The following is a 13,618-nucleotide window of genomic DNA, read 5'->3' as shown; positions in this document are numbered from 1 at the left end:
TTTCGTCGTACCTATGGCATGCATTTGTCGCGTAACGGCGGTTGAGGAAGGAAAAAGAATTAATGGCTGGCAACAATGGCGGCCCCTGGGGGGGCGGCGGAAATTCGGGCGGAGACAGACCGAACGGTGGATCGGGCGGTGACGGCGGCGGCGGACCGCGCGGGCCCCGCAATGACGGACCCCAGATCCCGGATGTCGATGAGCTGGTCAAAAAGGGTCAGGAACGTCTGCGGGTCCTGATGGGCGGCAAAGACGGCGGCGGCCGCAACGGTGGCGGCGGCCAGCGTGGCGGTGGCGGCGGTGGTCCGGCTCTGACACGCGGTACGGTCGGTTTGATTGCGATCGGTGCTGTGGGTGCCTGGCTGATGGCCAGCCTCTACACCGTGGCGCCCGAAGAGCAGTCTGTTGAGCTCTTCCTCGGCGAATACTACGCAACCGGCAATTCCGGTCTGAACTTTGCGCCCTGGCCGCTGGTAACAGCGGAAGTGCTGCCGGTGACGCGCGAACAGACCGAGGATATCGGCGCACGGTCCGGCACAGGTCTGATGCTGACCACGGATGAGAACATCATCGACATTGATTTCCAGGTCGTCTGGAACATCAGCGATCCGGCGAAATTCCTTTTCAATCTGGCGGAACCGCAGGAAACGATCCGCGCGGTGTCTGAATCGGCGATGCGCGAAGTCATTGCCCGGAACCAGCTTGCCCCCATTCTGAACAGAGACCGGCAGGTGATTGCGGATGAAGCAGCACAGCTGATCCAGGGCACCCTTGATGCCTATGACAGCGGCGTGAATGTCGTGCGTCTGAACCTCGACAAGGCCGACCCGCCGCGCGAAGTGATTGACAGCTTCCGTGAGGTGCAGGCCGCGGAACAGGAGCGTGACCGTCTGGAGCGTCAGGCGGACGCCTACGCAAACCGTGTGACAGCGGGTGCGCGTGGTGAGGCCGCAAGCCAGCTTGAGCGGGCAGAAGCCTACCGCGCACAGGTCGTGAACGAAGCCCAGGGTGAGGCCGCGCGTTTTACATCCGTGCTTGAGGAATACGCCAAGGCGCCGGAAGTGACGCGTAAACGTCTCTATCTGGAAACGATGGAACGTGTTCTGGGCGATGTAGATAAAATCATTCTCGAGAGCGAGGCCGGTGGTTCCGGTGGTCAGGGCATCGTGCCTTACCTGCCGCTGAACGAACTGCGCCGCTCGACAACCGGAGGGACGAACTGATGGGTGCTTCCAAATTTCTGATCCCGCTGGTCGTGATTGCGGCTGTCGGTGTACTGAGCTCTGTCTTCATCGTGGACGAACGCGAAAAAGCGCTGGTTCTGCAGTTCGGACAGATCAAATCGGTCAAGGAAGATCCGGGTCTGGCCTTTAAAGTCCCGTTCATTCAGGAAGTGGTGCGCTATGACGACCGTATCCTGTCGCTTGATACGCAACCGACCGAGGTAACGCCTTCGGATGACCGTCGTCTGGTTGTGGACGCCTTTGCGCGGTATCGCATTTCTGACGTTGTTCAGTTCCGTCAGGCGGTTGGTATCGGTGGTCTGCGTGATGCAGAACGCCGGCTGGAAGGCATCCTGAACCCGACCATCCGGGCGGTTCTGGGTTCTGATGGCGTGACGTCCAACACCATTCTGTCCGCGGACAGGGCGGACCTGATGGCGCGGATCACCGCACGGGCCCGCGCCAGCGCGCTGCCCCTGGGCCTTGAAGTGGTTGACGTGCGTCTGAAGCAGACCAACCTGCCGGATCAGAACCTTGATGCCACTTTTGCGCGTATGCGTGCGGAACGTGAGCGTGAAGCGGCGGACGAAATCGCCCGTGGTGAAGAAGCGGCCCAGCGGGTGCGTGCTCTCGCGGACAGAACGGTTATCGAACTGACCTCTGATGCGACGCGTGAAGCTGAGATTGTGCGTGGTCAGGCTGACGCGGAACGCAACGCCATTTTCGCGGATGCTTTCGGCGCCGATCCTGAGTTCTTTGAATTCTACCGGTCGCTCACGGCCTACGAACGCGCATTGCAGGGGCAGAACTCGACAATGGTGCTGTCGCCGGACTCTGAGTTCTTCAATTACCTGCGCTCCGACCAGGGGGCACGTTCGGAAGAGGGCGAGCGGTGAGCATTCTTCTTCTGGCCCTTGGGCTGGTGATGATTCTGGAGGGGCTGGCCTATGCGCTGGCCCCTTCGCTTGTGGAACGTATGCTGGAAATGCTGCGGTCGCTGCCGGAAGCTGCGGTGCGCCAGATCGGCTGGCTCGTGGTCGTCTCGGGCGGGATTCTGGTCTGGCTGGCGCTGCATCTGGGGCTCTGAATGCGGGACCCGTCAGTTCATCGGCATTTCACGCATTGGTCACATATAGTTGAAACCGGGAACCGGCGACCCATCTTGGTTGTTGCAACCCTGTCACCCTACATGCAGTGATGAACCGCAGTCGCGGAACTTTTGCAACTGAGGCCCGAGCGGCCATTTACGAGAGCGAGGAGGCAACGCATGCAGCCCAAGGCGGTATCTCTGTCCGGATCTATTTCACCCAACGTGCACCCGCGCGTTATTTTACTGGCGTTTCTGACGCTGGCATTCATGCTTATTCACCCCCTGGCGGCGCTGGCACAACAGGCAAGCCTTGCGCCGCTGGCTGAAAAAATCAGCCCGTCGGTGGTGAACATCACAACATCGACCGTGGTGTCGCGCCGCACAGGTCCGCAGGGCATCGTGCCTGAAGGATCGCCTTTCGAGGATTTTTTCCGCGACCGCGGCGGTGACGAGGACAACCCGCGCCGGTCTTCCGCGCTGGGCTCGGGTTTTGTCATTTCCGAAGATGGTTTTGTTGTTACGAACAACCACGTAATCGAAGGCGCAGACGAAATCCTGATCGAGTTTTTCAATGGCGAAGAACTCGAAGCCGAAGTGATCGGCACTGACCCCAACACTGACATCGCGCTGCTGAAAGTCGAGGCGGAGGAAGCCCTGCCTTTCGTTTCTTTCGGCGACAGCAACACGGCCCGTGTGGGGGACTGGGTGATTGCCATGGGCAACCCGCTGGGTCAGGGCTTTTCGGTCTCTGCCGGTATTGTATCGGCCCGGAACCGTGCGCTGAGCGGCACCTATGACGACTACATTCAGACGGATGCGGCGATTAACCGGGGCAACTCCGGTGGGCCGCTCTTTAACATGGACGGCGATGTGATCGGTGTGAACACAGCGATCCTGTCACCCAATGGCGGGTCCATCGGCATCGGCTTTTCGATGGCATCGAATGTGGTGACGCGCGTTGTAGCGCAGCTGAAGGAATTCGGCGAAACACGCCGCGGCTGGCTGGGTGTACGCATCCAGGATCTGACTGAGGATATGGCAGAGGCCATGGGCGTCGAGGAGGCCTCCGGTGCGCTGGTCACAGATGTGCCTGAGGGTCCCGCGCGCGAGGCTGGTATGGAAGCGGGCGACCTGATCATCAGCTTTGCCGGCGAATCCGTTGCAGACACCCGCGAGCTGGTACGCCGCGTGGGCAACAGTCCGGTCGGAGAGACCGTGCGTGTTACCGTACTGCGTGATGGCAAATCCAAGGTGCTGCGCGTGACGCTGGGACGCCGCGAGGAAGCCGAGGGCGCCGTACCTGCCGCTGCACCGGCGCCGGACGCGGATGAGCCGGCCACAACGCAGATGCTCGGGCTGACCCTGCAGGTTCTGGACGACGAATTGCGCGAGGAACTGGGCGCGGGAGATGGCGTGCTTGGCCTCGCGGTGACCGAGGTGGACGAAGCCTCCGAGGCCTTTGAAAAAGGTCTGCGTGCCGGTGACGTGATTGTCGAGGCCGGACAGCAGAAAGTCGGCACTGTGGCGGAACTGGAAGCGCGGGTGGAAGACGCCCGTGAAGCCGGTCGCAAGTCACTCCTTCTGCTGGTGCGCCGGGCCGGGGATCCACGGTTTGTGGCGCTGTCGCTCGAAGAGGCCGAAGAATAATCAGTCCACATGGTGGTCTGACTGGAAAGGGGTGCCAAAGCGGCACCCCTTTTTACGCCGGTCCGGTATCCGGCGCCGGGGTGACGACCAGGCCAAGGGCGCGGGCTGCCGCAAGACTCAGGCCTTTGCCCGGATATCCCTTCTGTGTTTGCATGGTGGCGACGGCAGCGCGGGTGCGTTCGTCGTAAATACCGTCAGCGGGTCCCTGCAGGTAGCCACGGGCGATCAGTGCACGCTGCAGGGTGGCCGTGACGTCAGGGGTCATCCGGGCCGGGCAGAGAACCTCGAACCAGATGTCTTCCCTTGGCCTGCTGATCTCTGTGACCTCCTCGTTGCGAAAGACGGCCGGCGTCCGGATGGTGCCCGTCCCGCTGGTTTCTGCGGGCGTGGTTTCCACGGCGCGCGTTGTTGTCCTGACTTCAGCCGGGGTCGTGGTCCTGTCCCAGCAGGTGTTGTCAGGAACTCCCTCAGGTGCACTGCGGGTAGGATCGGCGGGCTGTGTAATAGTAGCGACGGATGGGTTGAGACCGGTCGAGGGGGGTGGAGACACGGCCGGTGTGCAGGCGGTACAGGATGTCAGGACCAAAAGCAGTCCCGGACCTGTGCGCCGGTTTGATCCTGAGCTTTCCGCCAATATCCCGCCCCTTTGTCGTGCAGGGTGATATCTGCCGCCCCCGCAGATCTTTGCTAAACCGGTGCAACCAGCGTGTCGAGCATCGGCGAGATATCCTCGATCTGTTCCGCCAGCACATGGGTCACCGAATGTGCGCGTTGCAGGCGGCCTGTCACGCGCAGCATCCGCCCCGCGATCACGGCCCGGCGGAAGCGTTCATAGATGTGACGCCAGACGATGATGTTCACGACGCCGGTCTCATCCTCCAGCGTGACAAAGATCACTCCCTTCGCGGTGCCGGGCCGCTGCCGCAGGATCACAAGACCCGCGACGGTGATCCGCGCATTGACCGGTGGCTCGTCCAGCCGCGCGGCGATCAGACAGGACGGAGGGCGGGGCCAGTCACCGGACCGGTCAGGGGAAAGCGTGTTGGGAGGAGATGTGAGAACCCGCATGAGAACAAATATAGAACATATCACGACTGCAGCAAGCCCGGCTGTTCGCGTTTGCAAAACAGGCTGGCGCGCCCCATATCGCCCGGATAGAGATAGGCGCAGAGAAATCAGAAGGGACCCGAAGACGTGGCAAAGATCACCTATATCGAACACGGCGGCAAAGAGCATGTTGTTGAGGTCGCCAACGGGCTGACCGTTATGGAAGGTGCACGGGACAACAATATTCCCGGTATCGAGGCTGATTGCGGTGGCGCCTGTGCCTGCTCGACCTGCCATGTCTATGTGGATCCGGCCTGGGCCGACAAACTGCCGGCCAAGGAAGATATGGAAGAGGACATGCTGGATTTCGCCTATGAGCCCGATCCGGCGCGGTCCCGCCTGACCTGTCAACTGAAGGTCACGGATGCGCTGGACGGTCTTGTTGTTCAGATGCCGGAAAAACAGATCTGATGCGGAAGAGGGCGCGGCGCCGGGCGTCTCGCGTGTGGCGCGGTTGCGCCCGCCGCGCGCTTCTGACGCTGTGCCTGTGGCATGCGGGCACAGCGGTGGCCGCCGAGACGATTACCGGTGCTGTGTTCGCAGACCCCACGGCGGAATACGCGCATGGTGTTCTGGGGGATGCCATTGAGTGGAAAACCCTGCGGTTCACGGCGGCAGGCGCGACAACCAGTATTCAGGCGCCGGAGGGCCGCGTCTTTGAGGATGTCGCCCCGAGGCTTTGGGATATCACCGGTGACGGGGCTCCTGAAGTTGTTGTGGTGGAGAGTGATGCGCAACTTGGGGCGCGTCTTGTGATCTATGCGCTTTTTGCCGACGGCATCCGCGAACTGGCCGCGACACCGAACATCGGCACGCGGTTTCGCTGGCTGGCGCCGGTAGGGGCTGCTGATCTGGATGGGGACGGCCATATTGAGATCGCTTATGTCGACCGGCCACATCTGGCGAAAACGCTTCGGATCTGGCGCTGGCGTGATGGCAGCTTCGACCAGGTTGCGCGCTATGCCGGTGTCAGCAATCACCGGATAGGTGAGGATTTCATATCGGGCGGGCTGCGGGACTGCGGCGCTGGTCCTGAGATGATCGTGGCGGATGCGCCGTGGCGGAATGTCGTGGCACTGACCCTGCGGAACGGGAGCGTGGCGGCGAAACAGGTGGCCCGGTTTGAAGGCCCGCAGAGTTTCGAAGCTGCACTCGTCTGCGACGGCTGACCCGGCCCGGCGCCGCCGCAAGGGCTTTCCTGCTTAGAAAATACGGTGCTCTGTGGTATTCTGCCCGGAGTTGAAGATTTTTATTGTCGCATTTCTTAAAGAGGAGGCCTCAATGTTTAAGAGGTATTCGGGGATTGTCGCCGCCCTGCTGATCGCCATGGCGTCACAGGTTTCTGCGCAGTCTGTCTATCAGGGGTACTGCACCGGGTCTTTTGACGGGGTGCCTTTGCAGGGTGTTTTCAAGGTCGACTACTATCCGCGCAGCAACACGTACAACCACCATGCAGTATTCCGTGATCAGGCGGGCAACCGCTATGATATTGAGGTGATTTCCAACCAGAATGGCGGCGTCGGAGGCGCCTGGCAGAACGGTGCGCGGCATCGCGAAATGAAGATCGAGATGCGCTATTCAGGCAAAAGCCTGTGGATCCGCGAGCTCTACGGACAGTCAGGCGGCAGTTTCACCTGCAACTGACGCCGCGGGTCAGAGCGCGCGCCAGCCGATGTCGCGGCGGCAGAACCCGTCGGGCCAGTCGATCTCATCGACCATGCGGTAGGCTTCCTTCTGCGCAGCGCGAAGGCTCTCAGCACGTGCTGTCACAGCCAGAACACGACCGCCCTGGGCCGTGAACCGGCCCTGGGCGCGCCCGGTGCCGGCGTGGAACACCATCCGGCTGCTGTCGGATGGCAGGTCTTCCAGACCGCCGATCACGGAGCCTTTCTCATACGCACCGGGATACCCGCTGGCGGCGAGCACGACCGTCAGCGCATGATCATCGGCCCAGTTGACCTGCATTCCGGCAAGACGTCCTTCGGCGGCGGCGTGCATCAGATCAAGCGCCTGTGCTCCCAGACGCATCATCAGCGCCTGACATTCCGGATCGCCGAAACGCACGTTGTATTCCACCAGGCGTGGCGCGCCATCTCTGATCATCAGACCCACAAAAAGAACGCCCTGATATGGCATGCCACGGCGGGACATTTCCGCCATGGTCGGACGGACGATCCGGTCCAGCGTTGCATTGATGACGGCATCCGTCATGACCGGCGCAGGCGAGTAGGCCCCCATGCCACCGGTGTTGGGCCCGGTGTCGCCTTCGCCCACACGTTTGTGGTCCTGGGCTGTGCCGATGGGCAGCACGTCTTCGCCATCACACAGCACAAAGAACGAAGCCTCTTCGCCTTCCATAAATTCTTCGATCACGACCTCCGCGCCGGCGTCACCGAATGCGCCGTCGAACATGTCATCCACGGCGGCCAGTGCGTCTTCGGTCGTCTGGGCAATGATCACGCCCTTGCCTGCTGCAAGGCCATCCGCCTTGATCACGATGGGCGCGCCCTGCGCCTCGACATAGGCGCGTGCAGACGCGGCATCCGTGAAATGGCCATAAGCGGCCGTCGGCGCGCCTGCAGCATCGCAGATTTCCTTGGTGAAGGCCTTTGACGCCTCCAGCTGCGCAGCCTCCGCACCAGGACCAAACACGAGAATACCGGCAGCACGCAGCCGGTCCGCGACACCAGCGGCGAGCGGCGCTTCGGGGCCGACAATCACAAAATCGATGGCGTTTTCCTCGGCAAATGTCACGACGGTGCCACCGTTGTTGATGTCAATCGTAGCGCAGTCCGCGATTTCCGCGATGCCCGCATTGCCGGGAGCCACGATCAGCCGGTCGCATTTGGGGTTCTGCAGAACTGCCCAGGCCAGAGCGTGTTCGCGCCCGCCACTGCCGAGGATGAGAATGTTCATGGGGCGCTCCTGATCTGCATGGTCTTTGCGTTTCGGGCGTTCTAAGCTGTGGCCGGGAAAACGACAACACCAGAGCAGCAATGGACCTGATCGACAGCCCCAAAGAGGGGTCAAACACACCCGAATTCACCGTGTCCGAGATCGGCGGCGCGGTCAAAAAGCTGGTCGAGAGCGAACTCGGCTGGGTCCGGGTGCGCGGCGAGGTGGGCCGTGTGGTGCTGGCGCGGTCGGGACATCTTTATTTTGACCTGAAAGATGACCGCTCGGTGTTGTCCTGCATGACCTGGAAGGGCCAGGTGCCGGGGCTGGGCATGATGCCCGAGGAAGGTATGGAAGTCGTTGCCGAAGGCAAAATGACTGCCTCCGGGTTTCAGTCGAAATTCGGGCTGAACACACAGCGTCTGGCTGTTGCCGGAGAAGGCGCGCTGATGGCGATGCTGGAAAAGCGCAAGAAGGCACTGGAAGCGGAGGGGCTGTTTGATCCCGCGCGCAAAAAGCCGTTGCCCTATCTGCCCGATATCATCGGCGTGGTGACATCTCCGCAGGGGGCGGTGATCCGCGATATTCTCCACCGCCTGCGCGACAGGTTCCCGCGCAAGGTTCTGATCTGGCCGGTGGCGGTCCAGGGACAGGCCTGTGCACCTGAAGTAGCCCGCGCCATCGCCGGATTTAATGCGCTGACCCCGGGCGGCGCGCTGCCGCGCCCCGATCTGCTGATTGTCGCGCGGGGGGGCGGGTCGGTCGAGGACCTCTGGGGGTTCAATGAAGAAATCGTGGCCCGTGCTGCGGCAGCCTCTGACATTCCGCTGATTTCAGCCGTCGGTCATGAAACGGATACAACCCTGATTGATTTCGTCTCAGACCAGCGGGCGCCCACACCCACTGCTGCTGCGGAACTGGCCGTGCCGGTCCGCCACGAACTGGCGGCCTGGCTCGACAGCCAGGACGCGCGTATGGCGCAGGCCCTGAGCAACGGTCTGACACGGCGCGGGCAGCGGCTGCGCGATCTTGCCCGTGCATTGCCACGGCCGGACAGTTTGCTTGATGTCCCGCGCCAGCGGCTGGACCTGCAGACCGCGCGGCTGGGACCTGCGCTCCTGTCCGGGGTGCAGCGGCGAAAGGTACGTCTTGCCGATGCTGCCGGTTCGCTGCGTCCCGCAACACTGCGCCGCAGTCTGTCGGTTGAAGCGCGGCGTCTGGAGGACCGCGCGGCCCGGCTTGACCCCGCGCTGTTGCGCGCCATCCGCATCAAACAGGATGATCTCAGCGCACGGCTGCGCCGGTTCCGGCCAGAGATGCTGGCGCGCGAACAGGCGGCACGTGCCGAGAAACTCGCAGGGGTGTCTGCGCGGCTGGCAGAAGCGGCGCAGCGTCAGATCAACAGCTGGCGGAACCGCATCGACAGCGCAGAGCGTCTGCGGCGGACGCTGGGGTATGAGGCAACGCTGGAGCGGGGCTTTGCGGTCGTGCGCAGTGGCGGGAACCTTGTCACAGACAGTGTGGCGGCTGGCGAGGCTGACACGCTGGAGATACAGTTCGCGGACGGCCGTATTACTGTCGGCTCCGGTGCGTCAGAGCCCGCGCGTCCGGCCCCGCGCAAACCGTTGGCGAAGAAAAAACCGCCGGAACAGGGATCGCTGTTCTGAGCTCAGACCCCGACCTCGGGACCAAGACAGATCATCTCCTCGTTGATATCGCGCGCTTCATAAAGTTCGGTTGCACCCGGCAGATTGGCGAACCGTGCCACGAGGCCGCCGCCTTCCTCCCGGAATGTCCAGCACTGCGGATCCGGGTTGTCCTCATAGACAAAGCATATCTGTCCCGCGTCTTCGTACCAGGTGCCTTCCTTGCACTCGCCATCCAGGAACGACCAGCGCACGCGGCGGTTGTCGAGGTAAATCTCAGCACCGTAGGACTGGCCGTTTTCGCCGTAGAACAGGGTTTTGCCCCGTGTGTATTCGTCAAATTCCTGCGCGGACATGGTGCCGCCGGCTGTTTCGGCGGCGTGAACTGCGCTTGCGGCCAGCAGAGGGACGAGCATCGGAGACATCATTTTTTTCAACACGGTGGAGTACCTTTTAATAGCGCGGCGCAGTGCCGGAAGGCGGGCGGCTGCGCGCAGGGATGAAGTCAGACAGGGTATTGCGTTAACCCTTTGTTTACCTCTTTGAAGGGCGTGCTCCAAGCGTTCCTGACGGGCGCGGTTAATGGCGGAAGTTTCGGATCGGACACCGGAGTGTCGTTTCTGGCCGTATAATCGCTGTGGTTTGCCGGTAATTTCTCTCCAGCGGGGCTGTGATGGCCTGCATGAAATGAGCTAGAATCAGCCAGCCGCATTGGCGCGGCAGGATCCGGAGACTGAGTCTATGGCACTGGACAACACTGATAAATCACCGCGCAAAGGCGTCTGGAAGTCCGGCAAGGGCAAGGGCCGGCATCACACCAAAGGCCGTCAGCTGCAGGATGAAGCCTGGAAAGAGGTGCGTACGCTTCTGGGGGATGCGCCCCGCCGGGCCGATCTGCTGATTGAGCATCTGCATAAAATCCAGGATGCGCACGGGCATCTTTCTGCCGCGCATCTGCGCGCGCTCGCCGAAGAGATGCGCATGTCGATGGCGGAAGTTTACGAAGTTGCGACGTTCTATGCCCATTTTGATGTGGTCAAAGAGGGCGAAACGCCACCGCCTGCGCTGACCATCCGGGTCTGCGATTCCCTGTCGTGTGAACTGGCCGGTGCACAGCAGCTGAAGGCTGCGCTTGAGGATGGGCTGGACCCGACCGAGGTACGCGTTCTGCGCGCGCCCTGCATGGGCCGTTGCGACACAGCGCCGGTTCTGGAACTGGGCCATGCCCACATCGACCATGCCACACCAGAAAAAGTTCAGGCCGCGATTGCGGCCGGTGATACCCACGCGCATGTCCCGGGTTACGAGGATTTTGCAGCCTATGAGGCCGGTGGCGGTTATGCCACGCTGAAAGCGCTGCGGGACGGGGGCGACTGGGAAGCGGTACAGGAAAAGGTACTGTCGTCAGGACTGCGCGGTTTGGGTGGTGCAGGTTTCCCGTCGGGTAAAAAATGGGGCTTTGTGCGTGCCAATGAGGGCCCGCGATATCTGGCTGTAAACGGCGATGAGGGGGAACCCGGCACTTTCAAGGACCGCTACTATCTGGAACGCATGCCGCACCTGTTCCTCGAAGGCATGCTGATTGCAGCCTGGGCCGTCGAGGCGGAAACCGCATTCATCTACATGCGTGATGAATACCCGGCGGTCCTGGAAATCCTGGCCCGGGAAATCCGCGCGCTGGAAGATGCGGGTATTGTTGCTCCGGGCTATATTGACCTGCGCCGGGGTGCCGGTGCCTACATCTGCGGCGAAGAATCCGCGATGATCGAAAGCATTGAAGGCAAACGCGGCATGCCGCGCCACCGCCCGCCTTTTGTGGCGCAGGTGGGTGTGTTCGGGCAGCCGACGCTGGTGCACAACGTGGAAACCCTGCACTGGGTCGCCCGTATCTGCCGCGAAGGGCCGGAAGTGCTGTCGTCGGTAGAGAAGAATGGCCGCAAGGGCCTGCGCAGCTATTCTGTGTCGGGCCGTGTGGCGAACCCGGGTGTGCATCTGCTGCCCGCCGGGTCGACCATCACTGATATCATTGAGGCAGCGGGGGGCATGGCCGAAGGACATCGTTTCAAGGCCTACCAGCCCGGGGGGCCTTCGTCAGGGATCCTGCCCGCCAGCATAAATGACGTCCCGCTCGACTTTGACACTCTGCAGCCTCTGGGATCGTTCATCGGATCAGCGGCTGTCGTCGTTCTGTCAGATCAGGACAGCGCGCGCGGTGCCGCTCTGAACATGCTGCGGTTTTTTGAAGACGAGAGTTGTGGCCAGTGCACGCCCTGTCGGGTCGGGTGCGAAAAGGCGGTTAAGCTGATGCAGGCGGACCAGTGGGATCAGGGCCTGCTCGAAGAGCTGAGCACGGCAATGGTGGACGCATCCATCTGCGGTCTGGGCCAGGCGGCGCCAAACCCGATCCGTCTGGTGATGAAACACTTCGCGGAAGAAATCTGAGACCGGCAGCGGCCCTTTTCCTCGGCAGGAATTCCCCTTAGATGGGAAGCACTGCATAAAAACGGGGCGGGGCCGCAATGGCGTTCTTCAGAAAACTCAAAGACCGGTTATTCAAATCGTCATCGAAGATCGATGAGGGTCTGGAAGCCATCGTAGAAGATGGCGGGGTCGAAGAAACTGTCACAGCGCCATCTGAACCCCCTGTTCCAGAGCCTGCTCCGCCCCCTGCGGACCATGCAACAGACCTTCCGGAACCGGCGCTGACGGAAGAGAAGATACCCGATACGCCTGATGTACAGACGGAACCGGCACTGGAAGAACGTGAGACGGCGCGCGCCGGCGATGCCGGAGTGGCTGAGGAAATACAGGTTGACCCGGTGGTTGAGCCTGAGATTTCTCAACCCGAACCCGAACCCGAACCCGAACCCGAACCCGAACCCGAACCCGAACCCGAACCCGAACCCGAACCCGAACCCGAACCCGAACCCGAACCCGAACCCGAACCCGAACCCGAACCCGAACCCGAACCCGAAGAGCGGGTTGTGCTGCCACTCAGCCCCGCACCGGTCGCGGAAGCGCTGACAGAAGAGGCACCAGAGGAGCCTGCACCGAAACAGGGTGTGTTCGGTCGGCTGCTGGGGCGCAGTGCACCGACAACCGTCGTGCGGCGGGTGCTGGACGACGTTATGCTCGAACAGCTCGAAGAGCTGCTCATCACCGCGGATATGGGCGTGGAAACGGCCCTGCGCGTTGTTGCGAACATGGCCGAAGGCAACCTCGGTCGGAAACTCTCCGTCCAGGAAATCAAAGAACTGATGGCGACTGAAATCGCGCGCATCATGGAACCTGTAGCACGCCCCCTGCCACTCTATCCGACAACGCCACAGGTGGTGCTTGTCGTAGGGGTCAACGGGTCCGGCAAAACCACAACCATCGGAAAACTCGCAAGCCAGTTCCGCGCGGCCGGCAAAAAGGTAGTCATCGCCGCCGGCGACACCTTCCGGGCGGCGGCGGTCGAACAGCTCCAGGTCTGGGGTAAACGGGCCGGGGTGCCGGTTCTGACCGCACCCGAAGGCTCGGACCCGGCAAGCCTCGCCTATGATGCGATGGGCAAAGCGCAGGCAGACGGCGCGGATCTTTTGCTGATCGACACCGCGGGCCGGCTGCAGAACCGCAGCGACCTGATGGAAGAACTGGCGAAAATCGTGCGCGTTATCCGGAAAAAGGATGAAAGCGCACCGCACAACACGCTGCTGGTGCTGGATGCAACGACCGGCCAGAATGCGCTGAACCAGGTGAAGGTCTTCCGGGATATCTCCGACGTCTCCGGCCTCGTGATGACCAAGCTGGACGGCACAGCCAAAGGCGGGGTGCTTGTCGCACTCGCTGACCGGTTCGGCCTGCCGATACACGCCATCGGCGTCGGCGAACAGATTGACGATCTCGACGCCTTTGATCCCAAAGACTTTGCAGATGCACTGATGGGTGTCCGCCAGTAATGCAACCGACAGCGCAGGCGCGCCCCTTCTTCTGGTCTGAAATATCCCGGGGGGACCGGGGGGCAGGCC

General features: G+C 62.0%; 14 protein-coding genes. 10 read left to right on the top strand and 4 right to left on the bottom strand.

Annotated elements, in window-relative coordinates; translation table 11 throughout:
- The first annotated feature begins 62 nt into the window (after positions 1 to 62).
- From hflK to AB4K19_RS12520, 4 genes are all read left to right on the top strand, one after another.
- Positions 63 to 1,223 carry an FtsH protease activity modulator HflK gene (gene hflK, locus AB4K19_RS12535; protein ID WP_375228687.1) on the top strand — a complete coding sequence of 387 codons (1,161 nt, stop codon included), beginning with the start codon at positions 63 to 65 and terminating at the stop codon, positions 1,221 to 1,223.
- On the top strand, positions 1,223 to 2,119 hold the full coding sequence (gene hflC, locus AB4K19_RS12530) for a protease modulator HflC (RefSeq protein ID WP_375228686.1): 897 nt from the start codon (positions 1,223 to 1,225) through the stop codon (positions 2,117 to 2,119). The genes hflK and hflC overlap by 1 nt, the downstream gene beginning before the upstream one ends.
- Entirely contained in the window at positions 2,116 to 2,310 is a 195-nt protein-coding gene (locus tag AB4K19_RS12525; protein ID WP_375228685.1) for a DUF2065 domain-containing protein, read from the top strand. Before hflC ends, AB4K19_RS12525 begins: the two co-directional genes overlap by 4 nt.
- A 180-nt stretch (positions 2,311 to 2,490) precedes the next feature.
- Positions 2,491 to 3,960: a Do family serine endopeptidase gene (locus AB4K19_RS12520; protein WP_375228684.1), complete on the top strand. Its 1,470-nt coding sequence runs from the start codon at positions 2,491 to 2,493 to the stop codon at positions 3,958 to 3,960.
- A 52-nt stretch (positions 3,961 to 4,012) separates the two neighbouring features.
- Here the strand turns inward: AB4K19_RS12520 and AB4K19_RS12515 are convergent, their stop codons facing one another.
- Positions 4,013 to 4,357, bottom strand: coding sequence for a peptidoglycan-binding domain-containing protein (locus AB4K19_RS12515; protein WP_375228683.1), 345 nt, complete (start codon positions 4,355 to 4,357; stop codon positions 4,013 to 4,015).
- Positions 4,358 to 4,647: 290 nt separating this feature from the next.
- Positions 4,648 to 5,028, bottom strand: a complete 381-nt coding sequence (locus AB4K19_RS12510) for an OB-fold nucleic acid binding domain-containing protein (protein ID WP_375228682.1) — start codon at positions 5,026 to 5,028, stop codon at positions 4,648 to 4,650.
- Positions 5,029 to 5,154: 126 nt separating this feature from the next.
- Here AB4K19_RS12510 and AB4K19_RS12505 point away from each other — a divergent pair, with 126 nt between their 5' ends.
- From AB4K19_RS12505 to AB4K19_RS12495, 3 genes are all read left to right on the top strand, one after another.
- A complete protein-coding gene (locus tag AB4K19_RS12505) occupies positions 5,155 to 5,478 on the top strand; it encodes a 2Fe-2S iron-sulfur cluster-binding protein (RefSeq protein ID WP_298838712.1) in 324 nt (107 codons plus the stop codon).
- Between the two features lie 32 nt (positions 5,479 to 5,510).
- Entirely contained in the window at positions 5,511 to 6,236 is a 726-nt protein-coding gene (locus AB4K19_RS12500) for an FG-GAP repeat domain-containing protein (RefSeq protein ID WP_375228681.1), read from the top strand.
- A 112-nt stretch (positions 6,237 to 6,348) separates the two neighbouring features.
- Positions 6,349 to 6,711, top strand: coding sequence for a hypothetical protein (locus AB4K19_RS12495; RefSeq protein WP_375228680.1), 363 nt, complete (start codon positions 6,349 to 6,351; stop codon positions 6,709 to 6,711).
- Positions 6,712 to 6,720: 9 nt separating this feature from the next.
- Here AB4K19_RS12495 and purD read toward each other — a convergent pair whose 3' ends face one another.
- Positions 6,721 to 7,983, bottom strand: a complete 1,263-nt coding sequence (purD, locus tag AB4K19_RS12490; protein ID WP_375228679.1) for a phosphoribosylamine--glycine ligase — start codon at positions 7,981 to 7,983, stop codon at positions 6,721 to 6,723.
- Positions 7,984 to 8,063: 80 nt separating this feature from the next.
- On the opposite strand from purD, the gene xseA reads away from it, so the two are divergent.
- Complete coding sequence (gene xseA / locus AB4K19_RS12485; RefSeq protein WP_375228678.1) at positions 8,064 to 9,629, top strand: exodeoxyribonuclease VII large subunit; 1,566 nt, start codon at positions 8,064 to 8,066, stop codon at positions 9,627 to 9,629.
- A gap of 2 nt (positions 9,630 to 9,631) precedes the next feature.
- Here xseA and AB4K19_RS12480 read toward each other — a convergent pair whose 3' ends face one another.
- A complete protein-coding gene (locus AB4K19_RS12480) occupies positions 9,632 to 10,024 on the bottom strand; it encodes a hypothetical protein (protein ID WP_375228677.1) in 393 nt (130 codons plus the stop codon).
- 325 nt (positions 10,025 to 10,349) lie between these two features.
- Here AB4K19_RS12480 and AB4K19_RS12475 point away from each other — a divergent pair, with 325 nt between their 5' ends.
- Both AB4K19_RS12475 and ftsY read left to right on the top strand, forming a co-directional pair.
- On the top strand, positions 10,350 to 12,050 hold the full coding sequence (locus AB4K19_RS12475) for an NAD(P)H-dependent oxidoreductase subunit E (RefSeq protein ID WP_375228676.1): 1,701 nt from the start codon (positions 10,350 to 10,352) through the stop codon (positions 12,048 to 12,050).
- Positions 12,051 to 12,127: 77 nt separating this feature from the next.
- Entirely contained in the window at positions 12,128 to 13,549 is a 1,422-nt protein-coding gene (gene ftsY, locus AB4K19_RS12470) for a signal recognition particle-docking protein FtsY (protein ID WP_375228675.1), read from the top strand.
- Positions 13,550 to 13,618: the final 69 nt, after the last annotated feature.

Origin of the sequence: Roseobacter phycocola (assembly GCF_042055075.2) — a bacterium.
Classification (GTDB): Bacteria; Pseudomonadota; Alphaproteobacteria; order Rhodobacterales; family Rhodobacteraceae; genus Roseobacter.
The sequence above is the reverse complement of the archived record's forward strand: the minus strand, read 5'-3'. Positions and strand labels throughout refer to the sequence as shown.